The organism is Micromonospora sp. NPDC047812 (assembly GCF_040704175.1).
Classification (GTDB): Bacteria; Actinomycetota; Actinomycetes; order Mycobacteriales; family Micromonosporaceae; genus Micromonospora.
Window position 1 is genome coordinate 335,894 of the sequence record NZ_JBEYRY010000004.1, and the last position, 20,201, is coordinate 356,094.

The window sequence follows — 20,201 nt, forward strand, 5'->3', positions numbered from 1 at the left end:
CGCCGGTGTCGTGGGACGCTGCCGTCCGGCGTCCCCGGGCCCTCCCACCGGTCGCGCGCGGTTTCACCGCCCGGGGGCCGGGTAGCCGGGCGGGTGAGCGACGGGAGGAACGCGATGCCGGAATCGAGCTCCTGGCTGAACGAGACGGCCACCGCGACCGCCGAGGGCGGCCACGTACGCACCGACGACGGGGGCCTGTCCACGCCCCTGGCGTCCCCACTGGCACCGCACTGCTCGGGACTGACCCCGGAGCAGCTGCTCGCCGCCGCCTTCGCGTCCTGCCTGCACCACGCGGCGGTGGAGGCGGCGGGCGAGATCACCGACGAGGCGCACACCGTGCAGGTCCGCGCGGAGGCGAAGCTCGGGCGCGACGACGACGGCCGGTACCGGGCTGACGTGCACGCCTCCATCTCGTCGGCGGGACTGAGCCGGCAACAGCTGGCCGAGCTGGTCGAACACGCGGACCGGCTGTGGCCCTTCTCCAGCGGCGACGGCAGCCGGCACCGGCTCACCGTCACCCCGGCGGAGAACGGCCGGCACTGACCGCCCGCCGCGCGGTCCGGCACCGACCGGCCGCCGGGTGGGTCCGGCACTGATCAACTGCGGACGGGCCCGGCACCGACCCGGCCGCCGGGTTGGACCGGCACCGACCGCCCGCGGGGGCGGGTCCGGCACTGATCAACTGCGTGTGGGCCCGGCACCGACCGCCCCTCCGTGGCGGGCCCGGTGACGGGACGGGACTCCGTCACCGCCGCGGCCGGCACGGACCTGCGCGTTCGCCTCCGGGCCGACGGGCTGTCGTCCGGGCGGTCCGGAGTGGCCTCCACCGTTCGGTGGAGGCCACGCACGGCCCGCACGCGCCGGCGCAAGATCGGCTCTCCGCCCGGTTGTCCGCTCCTTATCGGATATATGCGAAAGAATAGACAAGATGAGATCGCGGTATTGATGGCCTGCCGGGCGTAATCGACCCGCAGATCGGCACAAATTGTGGCGCACGCCACCAACCAGGCCGATGGCAAGACGCTCTCGCCTTTCTAGCCTCGGCGGGTGCACCCCGACGATCCCCTCGACCAGAAGCTGACCCAGGATCGGCCGGCCACCCGCCCGGACGATCCCGCCTCGACCGAACGGACGATCGGCCGTCATCGCGCTGCGCAGCGGCGGCGTCGCGGCGGCCGGGCCCTGCTCGCCTCGACCCCCGTCCGGGTCGCGCTCGCCACCGGTGTGACCTGCTGCCTCGGCGTGGCCGCGTTCGCCGGCACGCGCGAGGACGCCGACGCCGCGCGCGAACCCGTGGCCGAGGCGCTGGCCGAGCGGGCCGTCGACGACGACCGCGCCTCACGGTCCCTGGACCGGGCCGTCTCCCCCTCGCCCTCGCCCTCGCTCAGCCCCAGTCCGACGCCGAAGCCGACCCCCTCGGCCACCCGCAAGGCCCCGCGCAAGCCGGCCCCGCCGCCGCGCCCACGCCCGGTCGCCGGCCTCACCCAGGCGCAGATGGACAACGCCAAGGTCATCGTCGACGTGGGCGCCGAGCTGAAGATGCCCCGCCGCGCCATGGTGGTCGCCGTGGCGACCGCGATGCAGGAGAGCCGGCTCTACAACCTCGCCAGCGACGTGCTTCCGGAGTCCAGCCGGTACCCGCACCAGGGCAGCGGCTCCGACCACGACTCCGTGGGCCTGTTCCAGCAGCGCCCGAGCAGCGGCTGGGGCACCGTACGCGAGCTGATGCGCCCGTCGTACGCCGCGCGGGCCTTCTACCTGGCGCTGCGGGACGTCCCGGGCTGGCAGCAGATGAGCGTGGCCGGCGCCGCCCAGGCCGTGCAGGTCTCGGCCTTCCCCGACGCGTACGCCCAGCACGAGGAGCTGGCCACCACGGTCGTCGCCGCGCTGACCTGACCGCGCCCCCGGGGGCGGGCCCCGGTGCCGGCGGGGTCAGCGGATCCCGGCGCGGCCGCCCGGCGGCTCGCTGGAGGCGTCCGCGCCGCCACCGGCGGCGATCCGGGTCGCCGGCACCCCGTTGCCGGGCACCCCGGCCGCGGCGGTCGGGGTGTCCGCCGGGACCGGCTCGACGGTCAACCCGTCGAGGATCCGGTCCACCCGGGCCTCGCGCCTGCGCCGGGCGTACAGCGCCTCCTCGAAGTCCCGGCGGGCCTGCACGGCCTCGGCGTAGACGCGCTCGCGCACCTGGCGGGCCTCCTCCCGGGCCGCGTCGAGCTCGAGCCGCGCCCGGGTCAGCAGGTCGACCGCCTCGCGGTCGGCGTCGTCCGCGCCGCGCGGGGCCCGGTCCGCGTCGCCGAGGTCAAGCCGTTCGAGCAGGCCGCGGAGCGCCGTCGCCTCGTCACGGATCTCGTCCCACTCGCGACCGGCCCTCACGGCGCCCTCCGCCCGGGCGGCGAGCCGGGCCAACCGGACGCCGATCTGGTCCAGGCAGGAATCGACCTGCCGCTGGTCGTAGCCGGTCTCCACGACGCAGAACCTCATACTGTCGCCCCCCAGGCAGCTGGTGTTTCCTTCCCCACCCTGGATCCTCGACGCTGGGGGCGGCAGCGGAGGGGCTTCGGGAAAATTGTTCACCATGCGGACGCGCCCGGAACCAGGCGCATCGCGGGTGCCGGCGCGCGGCCCGGCGTGGACGACCCGCCCGGGGGCGCCTCAGGAGCGCTTCGGGAGCACGACCACCCGGCCGAAGAACTCGTCGATCCGGCGCACCACGTCGTTGAAGTCGTCCAGGTCGATCGGCTTGGTGACGTAGGCGTTGGCCTGGAGGGTGTAGCTGCCCACGATGTCCGTGTCGGCGTTGGAGGTGGTCAGCACGACGATCGGGATGGTACGCAGGTCCTCGTCGCTCTTGACCTCGCCGAGCACCTGCCGCCCGTCCATCCGGGGCATGTTCAGGTCGAGCAGGATGACGTCCGGCCGCCGGGCGTCGGTGTGCCGCCCCTCGCGGCGCAGGAACTCCATCGCCTCCTGGCCGTCGCTGACGACGTCGATGACCTTGTCGACGTCGGAGTCCGCGAGGGCCTCCTCGATCATCAACACGTCACCCGGGTCGTCGTCCACCACCAGGATGCGTACCGGACTCGGGCTGTCTGCACCCATCACTACCTGCTTCGGGTCGGTGGAACGGAGAATCGCGAGCGCTCTGTGCCGGCGGGGAAATCTAGCCCATCAGCCGGCGGACCGCGCTGTCGGGTCGGCCCTGCCGGACTCGTGTCGCAGCACCTCGGCCAGCCCCGTCACCTGGAGCACGCGGTCGACCCGGCCGGTGGCGCCGGTCACCCGCAGCCACCCGCCGTCGGCGGCGACCCGGTTGTCGCCCCGCACGAAGGCGGCGATCCCGGTGGAGTCGCAGAAGGTCAGCTCCGTCAGGTCGACCAGCAGGCGGCGCTCGCCGGCGTCGACCAGCCGGTCGATGGCGGCGTTGAGTTCGGGCGCGGTGCTCAGGTCGAGTTCGCCGGTCAGCCGCAGGCGCGTCGCCCCGCCCTCGCGGTCGGCGTACGTGACGGTGAACGTCACCCCTGGTCCCCCTCGCTCCACCGCAGGCGGATGCTTGCAGTACGGCAAGTATAAGCAGGGGTGCCCGACGCGGTCGCACCGGCGCTCAGCGCGACCCGGCGCCGCCCACCCTGGCCACGGACGCCCGCGCCGCCCCGAGGAACCGCGCGGCCCGGGGGAAGTCGCGCAGGACCCGACCGTAGTGTTCCAGAGTCGACCGCAGCGTGGCGGCCGGCACACCCCGGCTGGTGAGGATCTCGACCTGCCAGTCGACGAACTCGGTGAACAGCGAGCCGTCGTCGACGTAGAGCGCGGCGGCCAGGAAGTCCACGATGTAGCCGAGGTCGCTGACGGTGGAGTCCAGCTGGCTGGGCGTGTAGTCCCGCGTCCCGGGGTCGCGTTCCCGCAGCTCCGCCAGCGCGCCGTCGATCAGCTCGCCGCGCCGCTTGACCAGGCTGGTGTACTCGTCGTCGGCCAGGTGACTCAACTCCGCCGGCGGGACGCGGCGCAGCGCGCGCTCGTCCGCGACCAGGCTCGCGGCGGTCGGGGCGTCGGGCGCCCAGGCGACGCCGAGCCGCCGGGCCCAGCGCCCGTCCGCGCCGAACCCCCGGCCCCCCACCACCACGGGGACGTCCACGCGCCGGCACGCCTCGATCATGCGGTGCGCGTGCGGCAGGCGCATCGGCAGCGCACAGGCGAGCGCCACCGCGTGGGCGTCGTGCCGGTGCAGGTACGACACCAGGTGCGGGGCGGGGACGCTCGCGCCGAGGAACGTGACCTGCCAGCCCCGCAGCCGCAGCACCTCGGCGACCAGCCGGGGCGGCAAAGCGTGCCACTCGCCGTCCATGCAGGCCACCACGACCCGGCCCCGCGTCGGACGCGGGTTCGCGTACGCCGCCACCGCCGCCACCACCCGCTCGCTGATGTGTGTCGCGGCGTGCTCCTGGGCGACGCTCCACTCGTTGCGCGCCCACCGCTCCCCGACCTCGGCCTGTGCCGGGGCGACCAGGTCGAGCAGGACGCGCTCGGCGGGCACGCCGGCCTCGAGCAGGCCGGTGGCCACCTCGATGGCGGCGTACTCGTCCGCCTCGTGGAGGCAGTCCAGGTATCCGGTCCAGGCGTCGGCCGGGGTGGCCCGGGCGGTCGGGGCGGCGGTCACGGTCGGGTCTCCCTCACCTCGGCGGCGCCGCTCGCGTCGGGCACCGCGTGCAGGTGCCGGGGCGTACGCCCGCCCGGACCGGTCGCGCGCAGCGCGAGCACGGCGATGTCGTCGTGGTCGCCGTGGCCCAGCCAGTCGCAGGTCACCTGCTCGACGCGCTCGGCCAGGGCGGGCGCGGGCATCCGCTGGCAGCCGGTGACCGCGTGCACCAGCCGCTCCGTGCCGAACTGCTCGTTGCCGCGGCGGCCCCCGCGCGCCTCGGTGACCCCGTCGCTGTAGAGCAGGCAGGTCTCGCCCGGCTCCAGCCGGACGGTCACCTCCCCGATCCGGGGATCGGGGACCACGCCGACCAGCATGCCCGACAGCGGGACCGGCTCGACCTCGCCGGAGCCGCGCAGCACCAGCGGCGGCAGGTGACCGCCGCCGGCCAGGGTCAGGGTGAGGCCACCCTCGCGGTGCGCGCGGACCACTCCCAGCACCATGGTCGCGAACCGTCCCTGCCCCTGCGCCTGGCTGGTCTCCAGCAGCGCGTCGTTGAGCAGCTTCAGCAGGCGCCCCGGCTGCGACTCGACCCGGTGCAGCGCCTGGAGGCACTGACGCAGCTGACCGGTGAAGACCGCGGCCTCGACACCCTTGCCGGAGACGTCGCCCAGGAAGAACACGGAGCCGCCGTCGGCCAGCCGGTGCGAGCCGTAGAAGTCGCCACCGATGCGCAACCCGGCCTGGGCCGGTCGGTACGCGGTGCCCCACTGCACCCCGGTCGCCTCGGCCGGCTCCACCGGCACCAGGCTCGCCTGGAGCGTGTCGGCGACCTCGGCCTGGTCGCGGTAGAGCAGCGCCGTGGTCAGCGCCGCCCCCGCCCGGGCCGCGAAGGCACGGGCCAGGTCCACGTCGGCCTCGTCGTACCAGCGGTCGACGCGCCGCGCGACCAGCAGCACGCCGGCCGGGGCGTCGCGACCGGGCAGCGGCAGCACCCGTGCGCAGGCCTCCGCCGCGGTCAGCCCGGGCAGCCAGCCGGCCTCCACGGCCTGCTCCGCCAGCCAGTCGACGGTGTGCGGTTCCACGCCGTCCAGCCCCTCGGTGATCGCCGCGGGCAGGTCGACGGCAGGCAGGACGCCGCTGTCGACCACCGGGGCGTCGTCGTCGCTGCGGGCGGCCCGCCACCAGCGGGCCCGACCGGAACGGGGTGCCAGCACCAGCACCGCCACCTCGGCCAGCGTCGGCACGGCGAGGCGGACCACCGCCGCGGCGGCCCGGTCCGGGTGCAGGGGATTGCCCAGCTTCTCGCCGACGACCGCCAGGAACGCCGAGCGGGCCCGCTCGGCGAGCAGGGCGTCGGCGCGGGTGACGCTCTCGGTGACGTCCTCGACGTACCAGCAGCAGCGGGCGGCCGACAGCGGCACCCGGCGCGCCCGCAGCCGACGGCCGTGGTGGGTGAACTCGCCGTCGGCGCTCAGCCCCGCGACACCGGCCGCCGCGAGCATCCCGCCCGGGACGACCTCGGGCAGCAGCCGCTCGGCCACCGGGCTGACGTGCCGGACGACGCCTTCCGCGTCGCAGACGACGAGGCCCTCGCGGAAGTGCTCGACGACCTCGGACCAGTCGGGCGTCGCGTGCTCCCGGTCGGCCGCGAGGGCGGGGAGCGCGGGTGCCGGGCGCGCCGCGGCGTCGGACGACCACGCCGTGGCCCGTGCGGCCCTCGGTGTGGAGATCCGCCCGTCGCCGGGATCCCAGTCCCGGACGTCCGCAGCAATCACCAGCTGAGCCCCACTCCTTGTCGACGCCCGTACCACCGCGAGGCGGCACATGTGGTCAGATCTCTGGCACCCACCCTACGCCCGTGCGCCGCGAACGCCACCCGACGCCCGTCGTGCGGTCGGCTGTCGCGTGCCGGGCGGGACCTGCCGGGGATTGTTACGATCCCCTCACCCCGCCCCTCGGCGGCCTGCGGAAAGGCGTGAGCGTGCTGTCCCACCGGAGCCAACCCGAGTCGACTCCGCTGAGCATGGAAGTCGACCGGTCGGATCCGGCCGCACCGCTCATCCGGGTGGGCGGCGACCTCGCCTACACCACCGCCGGGCCGCTGCGCGCCGAGGTCGACCGGATGCTCGCGGACGCTCCGGCGACCCTCGTCCTCGACTTCTCCGGCCTGCTCTTCATCGACAGCACCGGCCTGGGGGTGATCGTGCACGCGTGGCGCGAGGGGCAGCAGTGCGGCACCGTCCTCCGCCTGCGCGCCGTGCCCCGGTTCCTGGAGACGATCCTCGACATGACCGGCGTCACGGGCCTGCTCGCCCGGCCGCTCGGCGAGGGCCTGGCGGCGGCGGAGGGTGCCGCCGGGACGGGCTGACGCACTCCGCCCGGCCCCCCGCTTTGCACCCGGCCCCGCGACTGGGAACATGGGCGCATGGCCGCTCAGCTGTTGACCATCGAGGTGACCCGGCTCGACGCCGGGCGCGCCCGGCTCCGGCTGTCCGGTGAGCTGGACTTCGACACCGCCCCGCAGCTCGTCGCCGCCGCCGCCGAGCTGCGCCGGGACGGCTGCCAGGAGCTCCTGTTCGACCTGAGCGCGGTCAGCCTGTGCGACTCGTCCGGGCTCAGCGCGTTCCTGACCGCCTATCACGGCGGCACGGGCGCGGTCCGCCTGGCCGGGGTCAATCCCCAGCTCCAGCAGCTGCTCGACCGCACCGGCCTGGCCGAGCTGCTCGCGGTGGAAGGCGCCGCCGACGGCACCGCCCGCCGGGCGGGCTGAGCCGGCCCGCTCCGCACGGGTGAGGGGTGGCCCCCGACCCTGGGACCAGAGGCCGGGGGCCGGAGTGAGGATCAGGGCGCGGTGAGCGGTTGCAGCCGGGGTCCGGTGGTCCGCCGCTGCCCCGTCGACGGTGGCTCGGCGTCCTCCGGCGGCCCGGAATCGGGAGTCTGGAAGAGATAACGGACGAACACCCCACCCGCCTCGTTGTCGTCCGCTCCGGGCCACTGCCCGATGCAGTCCACCCCGACCACCTCGCGACCCGAGCCGTCGCCCTCCTCCAGCAGCGCCCACAGGCTCACCGGGTAGCAGCGGGTGTCCTCGGCAGAGAGGCGCCAGCGGGCGTACCAGCCGGGCCGGGCGGGAACGATCTCGACGATCCTCTTCATCACGACCTGTCCTTCCGCGTTCTCGGAAGTTCTCCGGTCCGCTGCGATCGTCGGCTCCCGCCGGGTGACCGCCCCTCACCCCCGCCGGATGAAGCTGTCCCGCCGCCCGCCCGGGCGTCGCCGGCCCGGTTGCCGGCGTCCGTTTCGGTGCCGGCGACGACGGGAAGGCGACCGGCGGAAGCGAGGGAACACCAGCGGAAGCGAGGTGTCACCATGCGCAAGCAGATGGAGGGCGACAACCAGCGTCGCCGCGCGCTGGCCCGCCAGGCCCGCGAGCGCGGCATGCAGGCCAGCGAGACGGGCGCCAGCCTGAGCGCCTCCAAGCAGCTCACCCACCTGGAGCAGGGCAAGCGCGCCGGTCCGCCGCCGGCCGGCAGCCGCCACAAGCCGGACAGCACCCGGGGCGGGCCGGCACCGCCACCGGCGGGCGTCGCGGAGTCCCCCCGCCCCCTGCCCGACCAGGGCGCGGGCGCGCCGGAGGGGACTCCGCTGGGCTACCACGCGCTGGTCGACGACGTCGTCCGCCGTACCGGGGCCGACTTCCGGACCGCCAAGGTGGGCGTCGAGTCGACCGTGCTGGTGCTGGCCTTCGCCCTCGGCGAGGCGGAACGCCGGCGGCTGCTGGCGGCGGTGCCGACTAAGCTGCACGACGTTCTCCCGGTGGACGGCGTCAGGCGACGCCCGGACCTGCCCGGCTTCCTGGCCGAGGTGGGCCGGATCAGTGGCCGTACCCCGGAGCAGGCCCGCTACCAGGCGGAGGCGACCGTGGCGGCGCTGGCCGACCACGACGGCGACCTGATCGAGTCGCTGCACGTGCCGGACGGCCTGCGTGACCTGCTGGAGCCGCCGTCCGTCGGCGGCGGGGTGGTCGGCGCGGTCAGCGCGACACCCCCGCTGCGCGACACGGACCTGCGGGAGGCGCTCGGCGAGCTGCCGTACTGGTCCGGCGACGGCAAGGCGCTGTCCCGCACGCTGGAGCTGCCGGCGGACAACCTGGACCGGGTGCTGGACCGGATCGACCGGCTGCGGCAGGAGACCGGTCGCGGCCCGCGCATCGGCCGCCCCGACCCGACCACCGCCGTGCTTACCGTACGGTCCCGGCAGGCCGGCGCGGTGACCGCGATGGACGTGGACCTCGCCCACGCCGTCGACGACGCGATCGACGAGGCGGGCGCCGGGATGGCGGCCGGCTGACCGGCGCACGGGCCGGCGGGCGCCGACCCGCCGGCCCGCCCGGCTCGGCTAGCCTGCCGGGGTGGACCCCTCCGACGTGCCCCGGCTGGAGCTGGTCGTCGACCCGGCCCGCCCCACCGGGCGTACGCTCCTCGCCGCCGGGGTCGAGCAGTCCTACGTGGACGTGGCGGACCCCCGTTACCTGCACTTCGAGTACGTGCGGCGGATGGCCGCCGTGGCCGACCTGACGGCGCCGCCCGGCCGCCCGCTGGACGTGCTGCACCTGGGCGGCGGCGCGCTGACCCTGCCCCGCTACGTGGCCGCCACCCGGCCCGGATCGCCGCAGCTGGTCGTGGAACGCGATCCCGCCGTGGTGGACCTGGTGGCGCGGCAACTGCCCGCGCTGCCCGCTGGCGTCGACGTGCGGGTGGCCGACGCCCGGGACGCGGTGGCCCGGGCGCCCTCGGCCGGCTACGACCTGGTGCTCGCCGACATCTACCGGGCGGCGCGGATGCCCGCCCACGTGCGCAGCGTCGAGTTCGTCACCGAGGTGGCCCGGACGCTGCGCCCCGACGGCGTACTCCTGGTCAACGTGACAGACCTGCCGCCGCTGGTCTTCGCCCGGGTCCAGGCGGCCACCCTGCGGGCGGTCCTCGCCGACGTCTGCCTGGTCGCCGACCGCCGGATGCTGCGCGGGCGGCGGTACGGCAACGTGGTGTTCGCCGCCGCGCCGCGCCCCGGGCGGCTGCCGGTGGCCCGGTTGTCCGCCCGCGTCGCGCGGGATCCGGTGCCCGGCGGGGTGCTGCACGGGGCGGCCCTGGACGCGTTCGTCGCCGGTGCCCGTCCCGCCACCGACGCCGCCCTCGCCGCGCGCTGAGCCGGCCCGCCCCGGGAACCGCGCCGGGGCCCTCGGCCCGGACGGCCGCGCCCCTGGGCAGGGGCACCGGGGCGACCGGTCCGGCCCGGTACGCGACTCGTCCCAGCCGTGCCCCAGCACCACCGCGAGCCTTCCGTTCGCACACGCCTCGGCGCGGTCCGGCCCCGCGTGGCCGGGGTGCGCGATCGGGATGCCCGCGCCCACCGCGTGCCGCAGCGCGGCGTCCGCGCCCGCGGGCGGGTCAGCGCACCCGGACGGCCACCTCCGGCGAGGAGCTCTCCAGCGGCACGGCGTTGGCCGGGACCAGGCCGAGCTGCACGGCCGGGCGTGGCAGCGCGGCGTCGAGCATCCAGTCGGCGCCCACCCGGATCCGGTTGCCCGGCATCGCCAGCAGGTGGTAGCCGCGGGTGACCGCCTTGGCGGGCAGCCCGGACAGCGACACCTTCAGCGGGTTCGCCGCCGCGTCCTTGCCCCCCAGGTCGACCACCCAGCCCAGGTCGTGGTGCTTGTACGGCCTGCGCTTCCCCTGCCCGTAGGAGGCGGCGATGTTGTGCGCGGCCAGCTTGCCCTGCCGCTGCGCGTGCTGCGCCGTCATGGTGCAGATCTGCCCAGGCCGGGTCAGGTCCGGCACGGCGGCCGCGTCGCCGCAGGCGTACACCTCGGGGAAGCCGGGGACGCTGAGGAACTCGTCGACGACCAGGCGGCCCCGCTCGGTGCGCAGTCCCAGCTCGGCGACGAACGGGTCGGGACGCACGCCGACGCACCAGACCAGGGTGCAGGTGGGCACGTAGTCGCCGTCGGTGAGCGTCACCCCGTCGGCGGTCGCCACGGCCACCGAGGTGCCCATCCGCACGTCCACGCCCCGGCGGCGCAGCACCCGGTCGGCGGTGTCCGACATCCGCTGGTCCAGCTCCGGCAGTACCCGGGGCGCGACGTCGAGCAGCATCCACTTCGGTCGGATCTTGAGTCGGGGGCGCTGGGAGACCAGCTCGTCGGTGAAGAGCTGGCCGTGCGCGGCCACCTCGGTTCCGGTGTAGCCGGCACCGACGACCACGAAGGTGGCACGCGCCTGCTGCTCGGCCGGGTCCTCGGTCTGCTCGGCCAGCTCGATCTGCCGGATCACGTGGTCGTGCAGGTAGAGGGCCTCCGGCAGGCCGCGGAAGCCGTGGGCGTACTCGGTCACGCCGGGGATCGGCAGCAGCTTGTTGACGCTGCCGACGGCCAGCACCAGCCGGTCGTACGCGATCCGGTTGCGGTCCCCCTCCGGCTGGATGAAGCCGACCCAGCGGTTCTGCAGGTCGACGTGGTCGGCCTCGCCGATCAGCACCCGCACGCCGTCGAGCGTCCCGGTCAGCGGCACGGAGATCCGCCGGGGCTCGACCACGCCGGCGGCCACCTCGGGCAGCAGCGGCAGGTAGAGGAAGTAGTCGGTGGAGTTCAGCACCACGATCTCGGCCCGGCCCCGGGCCAGCCGGTTCAACGTCTTCGCCGCGTGGTAACCGGCGAACCCGGCCCCCACGATCACCACACGAGGTTTCGTCATTGCGGCCCCGTTCCCACCCCGGGGCCGGACAAACGTGGCGGGTCGGACGGATCAGCACTCGGCCAGCCGGACATGCCCGGTCCGCCCGACCGCCTCCACCTCCCAGCAGCGCCCGAAGGCCCGCACCCGGTCGGCGGCGATCCGCCCGATCTCGGGCGGGATGTCGGGATCGAGGACCAGCCGGCCGTCCACCGGGTTGATGTCGAGCATCGCCCGGACCAGCGCCAGCGGGGTGCCGGTCGCCCATGCCTGCGGGCTGCACGCGGTCGGGTACGGCACGGCGAACAGCAGCCGTTCCCGGGGGAACCCGCTGATCGCCTCCGGCAGGCGGTGGTCGAACTGCTCCGCCGCCTCCAGCAGGGCCAGGCTGATCCGGTTCGCCTCCGCCCGGTAGCCGTAGCGGGCCATGCCGAGCGCCGCGAGCGAGTTGTCGTGCGGCCAGACGGTGCCCAGGTGGTAGCCGAGGGCGTTGTAGAGCCGGTCGTCCCTGGAGAGGGTGCGGATCCCCCAGCCGGTGAACATGTCGTCGGCCATCAACTGCCGTACGACCGTCCCGGCCCGCTCCGCCGGCACGATCCCGCTCCACAGCAGGTGCCCCATGTTGGAGGTCTTCGAGTCGATCGGGTTCTTGTCGCCGTCCAGCCCGACCGCGTAGAAGCCGCCCCGCTCGTCGAGCCAGAAGTCGCGGTTGAACCGCTCGTACAGTGCGGCGGCGTCGGCGCGCAGCCGGCGGGCGAGGCCGGGGTCGGCGAGCGGCCCGTCGGCCAGCTCGGCCAGCCGCAGCTTCGCGTCGTAGGTGTAGCCCTGCAGGTCGCTCGTGGCGATCGGCAGCACGGGGATGCGGCCGTCGGCGAAGCAGACCCCGTCCGGGGAGTCGCGCCAGCACTGGTTGCCGAGCCCCTCCGGGGAGCGCGTCGCGTACTCGACGTAGCCGTCGTCGTCCCGGTCGCCGTACCGGTCGATCCAGTGCAGCGCGGCGAGCGCGTTGTCACGCAGGAGGCGGACGGTCTCGTCGTCGCCGGTCCACCGCCAGTATTCCGAGAGCAGGATCAGCCAGAGCTGGGTGGCGTCCGCCGAGCCGTAGTACGGCCCGTAAGGCTTCAGCCCCGTCCGGGTCAGCTCGCCGCTGCGTACCTCGTGCAGGATCTTGCCGGGCTCCTCGTCGGTGAAGTCGTCGCACGTGTCCCCCTGCAACCGGGCCAGCGCGAGCAGCGCGCCCTTGGCCAGGGTCGGGCCGGCGACCAGCGTCTGGTAGGCGGTGATCAGCGTGTCGCGGCCGAAGACGGAGAGGAACCAGGGCAGGCCGGCGCCGGGGAGCATGATGCGCTGCCCCTTGACCTCCAGGTCCAACCGCAGGGCCGCCAGATCGTCGCGGGACTGCCGGATCGTCCGCTCCAGGGCCTGGTTGTCGCTGCGCAGCACCGCCCGCCCGAGGGTCCAGCGGCGCACCGGGTCGTCGGCCCGCCGGTGGAACACGTCGGCGATGTCGCCCCGGACCGCCTCCACCACCCCCATTCCCGGCGGCAGCGGCACGTGCAGGTCGAGCTGCCACTCCTCCCCCCTGGAAAGGGTGACGTCCCAGACCAGCTCGTCGCCCTCGACCCGGTCGGCCGGGCGGGAACAGCGAACCCGGGTCTCGGCGGCGAAGTCTCCCCGCGCGTAGGAGAAGCACAGCTCCGAGCCGTCCGGCGCGTGGCTGCGCTCGATCTCCGCGGAGCGGTCCCGGACCCCGGACTTGACCTCGAACAGGTCCGCGAAGTCGGCGCCCACGGCCAGCCGCAGCTCGAACCGGACCGGCTCCGGCCGGAAGGACACCATCTCCACCCGCTCGTGGAAGCCTTCGCCGACGTAGCGGAGCCGCCGGATGCCCAAAGTGTCCGGCGGCAGGTCCGGCTGGGCCGGGTTGGTCAGCACGTACTGGGCCGAATAGTGGTCGATGGTCTCGGCGCGCAGCACCAGCAGTTGCTCGCCGTTGACGGTGAGCACCCAGCCGCTGATCAGCCGGGTGTCCAGGTGCACCAGGCCGCCGATGCTGCCCGGCGGCACGTCCCCGCAGGGGTCGGAGTACATGAAGGTCGGGCCGCTGAGCACGGCGATCGAGTCCGGGCCCAGCTCGGGCGGCATGGCCCGCTGGTCGCCGCTCTCCCCGGCGGCGGCCCGCAGGCCGGGTGTGGGGTCGGCGGGGGTCGGACGGACGACTGCCATAAGTCCACCGTAGGAAGACCGTCGCCGTGCGTCATCACCCGCTCCGGGTGAAGCGGCGCGGACCGTGCGCGGGCGAAGGACGCGTACGACCGCGGCCGTCGACCGACGGGCCGGATCACCCGGGGCGGGTGGGTTCACCTCACCCGCCCGGGCGGCACGGTGGTGCTCCACCGCCACCCGAGCGACGGGAGGACAGCGCCATGAGCACACCGATGTCGAACGACCGGCGGCAACCGATCTACCTGCGGCAGAGCGGTCGCACGCGGCTCACGCCCCGGCAGCGTCGGCGCGTCGAGCACAAGCAGGGGCGGTTCGTGCGCCTCGACGGCCAGCGGCCCGAGGCACGCCGGCCCGGGCGTTGACCCGGCGGCCGGTGGCGGTCGTGACGGGCCGCCACCGGCCTACGTACCGGCGGGCGCCGTGATCGCCCACCGTTCGTGGTCGCGCCACGCCCCGTCGATGAACAGGTAGTCCGGCGAGTAGCCCTCCAGCCGGAAGCCGAGCTTGCGGGCCACCCGGCGGGACGGCTCGTTGCCCGGCTGGATGTTCGCCTCCAGCCGGTGCAGGCCGAGCGCCTCGAAGGCGTGCCGCACCACCAGGCCGATGCCGGCGGAGGCGTGGCCGGTGCCGCTGTACGGCAGGAAGGCGGCGTAGCCGAGGTAGCCGCCGCGCAGCGCGCCCATGAGGATCCCGCTGATGTTCACGTAGCCGGCGATCGCCCCGGAGTCCCGGTCGCAGATCAGGTAGCCGGCGTGGTCCCGACGGCGGATCTTGCGCAGGTACGCGGCGTACCGCGCCGGGTCGTCGGGCGCGGCGAGCCAGGGATGGTGCAGGTCGCGGCTGCGCCGGGCCGCCGCGACGAACTCGGCCTCGTCGTCCGGCCGGGGGCGACGGATGGCGGCCGGTCCCGCCGTACGCAGATATCTCACGGCGAACCACTGTCGCCGTGGTCCGCGCCGTTGTCCAGTCGCTCCCGGGCGCGCCCCGGCCCTCACGGACCCGCGGGAGGGTCCGCCCCGCCGGCGACCCGCTCCAGGGTGTAGTGGATGGTCTGGGCGACGATCCAGCCCTGCTCGATGAGGAACGAGTCCGCCCCGTCGCGGACCTGTACGCCCTCGATCCGCGCCGTCCACTCCAGGAACGCCACCCGGCCCTCGACCAGCCGGTTCGTGTACACGTAGCGGGCGCTGGGCAGTTCCTCCTCCAGCAGGCGAGCCAGCTCCCCGACGCCCGCGTGCCCGCGGAACACGCCGCGCCGTTCCAGGACCACGCACGACGGCGAGACGTTGCGCGCCAGGTCCTCCGCGAACCGGTGCTCGGCGGCCAGCCGCAGGTGGTCGTCGAACACCTCCCGCGCCGACCGCGCCCGCAGGGCCTCGTCCAGCAGCCGACCCCCGTCCGACCGGGCCGCCGGTGTCGGATCCCCCTCCCCCGCCCTCACAGCGGGCCCGGGTACGGCTGCTGCGGCGGCATCGGCACCCGCAGGAAGGTGGCCCCGCGCAGGTCCAGCCAGGCGTGCCCGGGCGAGCGGACCAGCCGCAGCATCACCTCGGCGCAGTTCGGGCAGCGGCCGACGAGGCCGGGCGCGTGCGGGTAGACCCGCAGGCCGGCCAGCGGGCCGAGCATGCGGCAGTGCTCGCACCGCCCGGCGGCGGTGCTCAGGTCGACGGCGAACAGCTCCCGCAGCGGGCCGTCGAGCATGTTGCCGTCCAGGTACGACGTGTCGGTCATCGGGCGCTCCTCCTCGACGCTCAGCCGGTGGGGCCGAACCGTTCGGTCTTCACCCGCCGGCTCTGGTGGCCGAGCCCGACCAGCAGGTCCGCCACCGTCTCCACGAAGCCGGTCGGGCCGCAGACGTAGCAGAGCGGCTCCAGCTCGGGCGGCCAGCCGTGGCTGTTGACGTCGGCCAGCCCGATCCGGTGCGGCTCGCCCCGCCAGCCCTGCGGCGCCTCGCGGGTGTACACGTACGCGACGTCCAGGCCCGGGTCGTCGCGGACCCGGCGGCGCAGCTCGTCGGCGTAGATCACGTCGGCCGGGGTACGCACCGAGTAGATCAGCCGGAACGGCACCCGGCTGCCGGCGGCGCGGCGGGCGCGGACCATGGCCGTCAGCGGCACGACGCCCGACCCGCCGGCCACCAGCAGCACCGGGGCGGTCTCCTCCGGACGCCAGACGAACCAGCCGCCGACCGGGCCGCGCACCTCCACCGGGTCGCCCTCGGCGTAGACGTCCATCAGGTACGGCGACACCTCGCCGTCGGGCACCCGCTGCACGGTCAGCGCGATCCGGTCGCCCTCGGCCGGGCCGGCCAGCGAGTACGACCGGGCCGCCTGGTAGCCGTCGGGGGCGGTCAGCCGCACGTCGACGTGCTGCCCGGGCAGGTGCCCCGGCCAGCCGGGCGCCTCCAGCACCAGGGTGTGCGCGGTCGGCGTCTCCACCCGGCGCTCGCACAGCCGGGCCACCCGCCAGCGCAGCGGGGCGGTCAATCGCCCTGGTACCGCTGCTCACGCCACGGGTCACCGTAGTCGTGGTAGCCGGCGGTCTCCCAGAACCCGGGCTGGTCCTCCGTGGTGAGCCGGATGCCGCGCACCCACTTGGCGGACTTCCAGAAGTAGAGGTGTGGCACGAGCAGCCGGGCCGGGCCGCCGTGTTCGGCCGGCAGCGGCGAGCCGTCGTACCGGTGCGCGATCCAGGCCCGCCCGCCGCGCAGGTCGGCCAGCGGCAGGTTCGTGGTGTAGCCGCCGTACGAGTGCGCCTGCGCGTACCGGGCGCCGGTGTCGATGCCCTCCAGCAGCGTGTCCAGGGAGACCCCCTGCCAGTCGGTGTTCCGCTTCGACCAGCGGGTGACGCAGTGGATGTCCACGGCCGGGGTCTCCTGGGGCAGCGCCATCAGCTCGTCCCAGCTCCAGCGGAACTCGGTGCCGGACTCGGTGGAGACGACGAACTCCCAGGTCTCCAGCGGCACCCGCGGCGTCGGGCCGGCGGAGAGCACCGGGAAGTCCTGCGTCAGGTACTGCCCTGGCGGCAGGGCCGGCTCCGCGGAGCGGGGCCGGCCCTGGAAGCCCGGTGACACGATTCCCACCCGTCAGTCGTACCACCGGGGCTGCGGCGGCGGGGCGCGGTCGGCCGGACCGCACCGTGACGGGTGACGCCTCAGTTCCGCTCGACCACGATCTCCTTCTCCTTCCCGCCGGCCTTGCTGGTGGCCCGCAGGCTGGTGAGGGTGACGATCACCAGTACGCCGATGATGACGCCCAGGGAGGCGAGGGTCGGGATCTCCGGCACGCCCTTCCAGATGCCGTGCGCCCAGTGCAGGCCGAGCTTGAGGCCGATGAACGCCAGGATGATCGCCAGGCCGTAGCTGAGGTGCACGAGCCGACTGAGCGCGGCGTGCAGCACGAAGTAGAGCGCCCGCAGCCCCAGCAGGGCGAACGCGTTGGTGGCGAAGACCAGGTACGGGTCCTCGGTGATGCCGTAGACGGCGGGCACGGAGTCGACGGCGAAGACGATGTCCGTGGCGAGCAGCGCGGTCACCACGAGGGCGAACGGGGTGAGCGTCCGCCGGCCGGCGATGCGGACGACCATCTTCGGGCCGTGGTACTCCTCGGTGACCGGCATGAACCTGCGCAGCAGCTTCACCGAGCGCATCTTGCTGATGTCGACTTCCTGCTCGTGCCCGGTGACGGCGTCGCGCAGCAGCTTCGCCGCCGTGACCAGCAGGATGATCGCGAAGATCAGGAAGGCGAAGTCCAGGGTCTGCAGGGCCGCCGCGCCGATGGCGATGAACACCGCCCGCAGCAGGAGCGCGCCGGTGATGCCGTAGAGCAGGGCCCGCTGGGCCAGCTCGGCCGGCACCGCGAACGCGGCCAGCAGCAGCATGAAGACGAACAGGTTGTCGACCGAGAGGGACTTCTCGACCAGGTAACCGGTGAGGTACTCCACGCCCTGCTTCGAGCCGAAGCGGGACCAGACCCAGACGCCGAAGGCCAGCGGCAGGGCGATGTAGAAGGCGGACCAGCCCAGCGCCTCCCGCATCGACACCTCGTGCGGCTTGCGGGTGACCAGGAAGTCCAGCACCAGCAGGGCGATCACGGCGGCGATGGTGACGCCCCACAGCGTGGGGGTGCCGACCGACTGGAGACCGGTGGCAGCAAGATATGGCAAATCGGACATGGAGCCTCCTCGAACACCCTGTCATGTTCGAGGTCTCCTTCACCCACTTTTCGTGGGCAGCCACCCGAGGCGCGCTCCGGGCACGCCGTACTGACCGGGATGGCTCGTGGGAAGTACTCCCCTCGTCGCGACAAGGTTAGGGCAGGCCTGTGGGCTCGGCAAACGGGGCACGCCAGATCACGCGCGCACGGTGTGGTGCGCGCCGTCGAGGGGCTTTCGTCCCAGCTCAGCGGGCGGTGACGGCGGCGAGCACCGCCGCCACGTCGAGGTCGGCCGTGCACGCCGGGCCGGCCGCGTCGAGCGGGCAGCGCGCCTCCCACCAGCAGGGCTGCTCGGTGATCGCGGTGGGACGCCGGTACCCGCAGCCGGGCAGGCCCTGGAGGTCGGTGCCGCCCATCCCGTACCGCCGGGCGTCGGTGGGGCCGAACAGCGCCACCGTCGTGGCGCCGGTCGCGGCGGCGAGGCGCACCGGCCCGGTGTCCGGCCCGACCACCACCCCGCCGCGCCGGCCCACCGCCGCGAACTGCCCCGCGAGTGTGGGCAGGTCGGCCCGGGGCAGCGGCACCCCGAGCGGCGCGGCCGGGTCGACCGGGCCGACCGTGAGCACCGGGTGTCCGCGCCGGGTCAGGGCGCGGGCCAGCTCCCGCCAGTGCCGGTCCGGCCAGCGCTTGACCGCCATCCCGGCGTCGGTGACGAGCACCACCGGCGGCGCGAGGGGCTCCCCCACCAGCCGGGCCACCGCCCGCTCCCCCGCGCGCCGGGCCTCGTCGCCCAGGTGCACCCGGGGCCGGGCGGCCCGGTCGGCCGCGCCGAGCAGTCCTTCGGCGCAGAGGATCTCCAGGTAGCGGTCGCCGACCGGCTGCTCCGGCGGCGGGCCGCGCCACAGGTTCGTCACGGCCCGCCCGGCACCGGCCTCGAGCAGCTCGGGGATGCCGTCGTAGCGGGTGGTGGTGACCGCCAGGTCCGGCCGGGAGGCCGCGAGCGCCTCGACGACCGCGTCCCGCTCGGCGCCCGGCCGGCCGTGCCGGGGGGTGCGCACCTCGGCGACCGCCGGGTCGGCCCGCACCAGCTCCGCCCCGGGATCGTGGGTGAGCACCCGCAGGCGCGCGCCGGGGTTGCGGCGGGCCAGGCCGTGCACCGCCGGCAGCAGCATCAGCAGGTCGCCGATCCCGCCGAGCAGGTCGACCACCAGGATGTCCGCGTACCGGTCAGGCATCCGCGCGCCCCAGGGTCCGGGCGTAGAGGTCACGGTGCGCGGCGGCCACCCTCGGCCAGGAGTACGCGGCGGCGAAGGCCCGCCCGCGCTCGGCGAGCCGGCGGCGCAGCACCGGGTCGGCGAGCAGCCTGCCGACGGTACGCGCGACCGCCGCGCTGTCCCGGCGGGCGCCGATCACCGCGACCGCGCCGCTGCGCCGCAACCCGTCGTCGCCGGCGTCGGACTGCGTCACCGCGGTCGGCACGCCGTGCGCGAGCGCGGCGAGCAGGGCCCCGCTCTTCGTGCCCACCCCCGTGGTGAACGGCAGCACCGCCACGTCGGCGGCGTGCAGCGCGGCGGAGACCCGGTCGGCGGGCAGGTGCCCGGTGAACGTCACCGCGTCGGCCACCCCGCAGCGGTCGGCCAGCCCGGTCAGCTCGGCGCGGAACGCCCGCGCCTCGTGCTCGGGCAGCGCCTGGGAGGTGAACCCGCCGACCACCAGCAGCCGCAGGTCCGGGTGGTCGCGCCGCAGCTCGGGCAGCGCCTCGATGAGGTACCGCAGTCCCTTCACCGGATGCACGAAGCCGAAGAAGGCCAGCAGCGGCGCGCCCTCCGGCAGGCCCAGCTCCGCCCGCAGGCGCAGCCCCGCGGTGGACGCGCCGAGGTGGTCGACGACGTTCGGGGCGATCGGGATGTGCGTGGCCCGCCGGCCGGTACGTTCGTGGACCACGTCGCCGTGGCCGGGGTTCGTGACGATCACGGCCGCGCTGGCCGGCACCAGCCGGCCGGACTCCCGGTCCCAGCAGCGGGCCCGCTCCACCGCCGACCAGAGCCGCCCCGGCAGCCAGCCGGGGCAGGCCCACCAGCCGTACTCGTGCAGGGTGGTGACCAGCGGCAGCCGCCGGGGCAGCCGCCACGGCAGCAGTCCGGGCTGCCCCGAGAACCGGTACGCCGACGGGGCGAACTGCACGTGCACCACGTCGGGGGCCAGCTCGCGGACCCGGCGGGCGGCCCGGGCGGTGGCGGCCCGCCAGCGCCCCCGGTCGGCGTCGGGGCGCACCGGCACCGGGGTCACCTCGACACCGACGCCGTCGAGCGCCTCGACCAGGTGCGTCACGTAGTCGCTGACGCCGTCGGCGTCGGGCCGACCGGGACCGTGCAGCATCGCCACCCTGATCCGGTCGTCGACCACGCCACCTCCCCGCTTCTCGGCGGGCGGGTTCCCGACCCCTTACGACGCAAA

23 protein-coding genes are annotated in these 20,201 nt (G+C 75.1%); 7 read left to right on the forward strand and 16 right to left on the reverse strand.

The annotated features are described in order from the left end of the window. Nucleotides 1-114 precede the first annotated feature (114 nt). Together AB0883_RS19350 and AB0883_RS19355 are read left to right on the forward strand one after the other, a co-directional pair. Nucleotides 115-543 (forward strand): OsmC family protein, encoded by a 429-nt coding sequence (locus AB0883_RS19350; protein WP_366642531.1) that lies wholly within the window; start codon nt 115-117, stop codon nt 541-543. 504 nt (nt 544-1,047) lie between these two features. Next, nucleotides 1,048-1,896 (forward strand): hypothetical protein, encoded by an 849-nt coding sequence (locus tag AB0883_RS19355; RefSeq protein WP_366642532.1) that lies wholly within the window; start codon nt 1,048-1,050, stop codon nt 1,894-1,896. A gap of 36 nt (nt 1,897-1,932) precedes the next feature. Here AB0883_RS19355 and AB0883_RS19360 read toward each other — a convergent pair whose 3' ends face one another. The 5 genes from AB0883_RS19360 to AB0883_RS19380 form a co-directional block, all read right to left on the reverse strand. Continuing rightward, entirely contained in the window at nt 1,933-2,481 is a 549-nt protein-coding gene (locus AB0883_RS19360; RefSeq protein WP_366642533.1) for an ATPase, read from the reverse strand. 171 nt (nt 2,482-2,652) lie between these two features. After that, complete coding sequence (locus AB0883_RS19365; RefSeq protein ID WP_121397893.1) at nt 2,653-3,099, reverse strand: response regulator; 447 nt, start codon at nt 3,097-3,099, stop codon at nt 2,653-2,655. A gap of 69 nt (nt 3,100-3,168) precedes the next feature. Further along, complete coding sequence (locus AB0883_RS19370) at nt 3,169-3,516, reverse strand: STAS domain-containing protein (RefSeq protein WP_121397892.1); 348 nt, start codon at nt 3,514-3,516, stop codon at nt 3,169-3,171. Nucleotides 3,517-3,601: 85 nt separating this feature from the next. After that, a complete protein-coding gene (locus tag AB0883_RS19375; protein ID WP_366642535.1) occupies nt 3,602-4,654 on the reverse strand; it encodes a cobalamin-dependent protein in 1,053 nt (350 codons plus the stop codon). Then, nucleotides 4,651-6,411 carry a PP2C family protein-serine/threonine phosphatase gene (locus AB0883_RS19380; protein ID WP_366642536.1) on the reverse strand — a complete coding sequence of 587 codons (1,761 nt, stop codon included), beginning with the start codon at nt 6,409-6,411 and terminating at the stop codon, nt 4,651-4,653. The genes AB0883_RS19375 and AB0883_RS19380 overlap by 4 nt, the downstream gene beginning before the upstream one ends. 248 nt (nt 6,412-6,659) lie before the next feature. On the opposite strand from AB0883_RS19380, the gene AB0883_RS19385 reads away from it, so the two are divergent. Beyond that, entirely contained in the window at nt 6,660-7,004 is a 345-nt protein-coding gene (locus tag AB0883_RS19385; protein ID WP_366642537.1) for an STAS domain-containing protein, read from the forward strand. A 57-nt stretch (nt 7,005-7,061) separates the two neighbouring features. After that, nucleotides 7,062-7,406: an STAS domain-containing protein gene (locus AB0883_RS19390; protein ID WP_366642538.1), complete on the forward strand. Its 345-nt coding sequence runs from the start codon at nt 7,062-7,064 to the stop codon at nt 7,404-7,406. A 71-nt stretch (nt 7,407-7,477) separates the two neighbouring features. Here AB0883_RS19390 and AB0883_RS19395 read toward each other — a convergent pair whose 3' ends face one another. After that, nucleotides 7,478-7,792 (reverse strand): hypothetical protein, encoded by a 315-nt coding sequence (locus AB0883_RS19395; protein ID WP_121397887.1) that lies wholly within the window; start codon nt 7,790-7,792, stop codon nt 7,478-7,480. 213 nt (nt 7,793-8,005) lie between these two features. Here AB0883_RS19395 and AB0883_RS19400 point away from each other — a divergent pair, with 213 nt between their 5' ends. Together AB0883_RS19400 and AB0883_RS19405 are read left to right on the forward strand one after the other, a co-directional pair. Then, a complete protein-coding gene (locus tag AB0883_RS19400) occupies nt 8,006-8,986 on the forward strand; it encodes a DUF2267 domain-containing protein (RefSeq protein ID WP_366642539.1) in 981 nt (326 codons plus the stop codon). 61 nt (nt 8,987-9,047) lie between these two features. After that, nucleotides 9,048-9,842: a fused MFS/spermidine synthase gene (locus AB0883_RS19405; RefSeq protein WP_366642541.1), complete on the forward strand. Its 795-nt coding sequence runs from the start codon at nt 9,048-9,050 to the stop codon at nt 9,840-9,842. Between the two features lie 241 nt (nt 9,843-10,083). Here AB0883_RS19405 and AB0883_RS19410 read toward each other — a convergent pair whose 3' ends face one another. Continuing rightward, nucleotides 10,084-11,385, reverse strand: a complete 1,302-nt coding sequence (locus AB0883_RS19410; RefSeq protein WP_366642542.1) for an NAD(P)/FAD-dependent oxidoreductase — start codon at nt 11,383-11,385, stop codon at nt 10,084-10,086. Nucleotides 11,386-11,436: 51 nt separating this feature from the next. Beyond that, nucleotides 11,437-13,590, reverse strand: coding sequence for a glycogen debranching N-terminal domain-containing protein (locus tag AB0883_RS19415; RefSeq protein ID WP_366642544.1), 2,154 nt, complete (start codon nt 13,588-13,590; stop codon nt 11,437-11,439). 200 nt (nt 13,591-13,790) lie between these two features. Here AB0883_RS19415 and AB0883_RS19420 point away from each other — a divergent pair, with 200 nt between their 5' ends. Further along, nucleotides 13,791-13,952, forward strand: a complete 162-nt coding sequence (locus AB0883_RS19420; RefSeq protein WP_158619026.1) for a hypothetical protein — start codon at nt 13,791-13,793, stop codon at nt 13,950-13,952. A 39-nt stretch (nt 13,953-13,991) separates the two neighbouring features. On the opposite strand, the gene AB0883_RS19425 is transcribed toward AB0883_RS19420, so the two are convergent. The 8 genes from AB0883_RS19425 to AB0883_RS19460 all read right to left on the reverse strand — a co-directional run bounded on the left by AB0883_RS19425 (nt 13,992) and on the right by AB0883_RS19460 (nt 20,150). Beyond that, the gene (locus tag AB0883_RS19425) at nt 13,992-14,519 is read right to left on the reverse strand and encodes a GNAT family protein (RefSeq protein ID WP_366642546.1); all 528 of its coding nucleotides are present in this window, start codon (nt 14,517-14,519) and stop codon (nt 13,992-13,994) included. Nucleotides 14,520-14,581: 62 nt separating this feature from the next. Further along, entirely contained in the window at nt 14,582-15,031 is a 450-nt protein-coding gene (locus tag AB0883_RS19430; protein ID WP_366642547.1) for a hypothetical protein, read from the reverse strand. After that, nucleotides 15,028-15,321, reverse strand: a complete 294-nt coding sequence (locus tag AB0883_RS19435) for a DUF6510 family protein (RefSeq protein WP_366642549.1) — start codon at nt 15,319-15,321, stop codon at nt 15,028-15,030. The genes AB0883_RS19430 and AB0883_RS19435 overlap by 4 nt, the downstream gene beginning before the upstream one ends. A gap of 20 nt (nt 15,322-15,341) precedes the next feature. After that, on the reverse strand, nt 15,342-16,076 hold the full coding sequence (locus AB0883_RS19440) for a ferredoxin reductase (protein ID WP_366642550.1): 735 nt from the start codon (nt 16,074-16,076) through the stop codon (nt 15,342-15,344). Further along, nucleotides 16,073-16,663: a sulfite oxidase-like oxidoreductase gene (locus AB0883_RS19445; protein ID WP_366642663.1), complete on the reverse strand. Its 591-nt coding sequence runs from the start codon at nt 16,661-16,663 to the stop codon at nt 16,073-16,075. The genes AB0883_RS19440 and AB0883_RS19445 overlap by 4 nt, the downstream gene beginning before the upstream one ends. An 80-nt stretch (nt 16,664-16,743) precedes the next feature. Next, the gene (locus tag AB0883_RS19450; protein ID WP_366642551.1) at nt 16,744-17,763 is read right to left on the reverse strand and encodes a TerC/Alx family metal homeostasis membrane protein; all 1,020 of its coding nucleotides are present in this window, start codon (nt 17,761-17,763) and stop codon (nt 16,744-16,746) included. Nucleotides 17,764-17,989: 226 nt separating this feature from the next. After that, entirely contained in the window at nt 17,990-18,979 is a 990-nt protein-coding gene (locus AB0883_RS19455) for a glycosyltransferase family 9 protein (protein ID WP_366642553.1), read from the reverse strand. Next, nucleotides 18,972-20,150, reverse strand: coding sequence for a glycosyltransferase family 4 protein (locus AB0883_RS19460; RefSeq protein ID WP_366642554.1), 1,179 nt, complete (start codon nt 20,148-20,150; stop codon nt 18,972-18,974). Before AB0883_RS19460 ends, AB0883_RS19455 begins: the two co-directional genes overlap by 8 nt. Nucleotides 20,151-20,201: the final 51 nt, after the last annotated feature.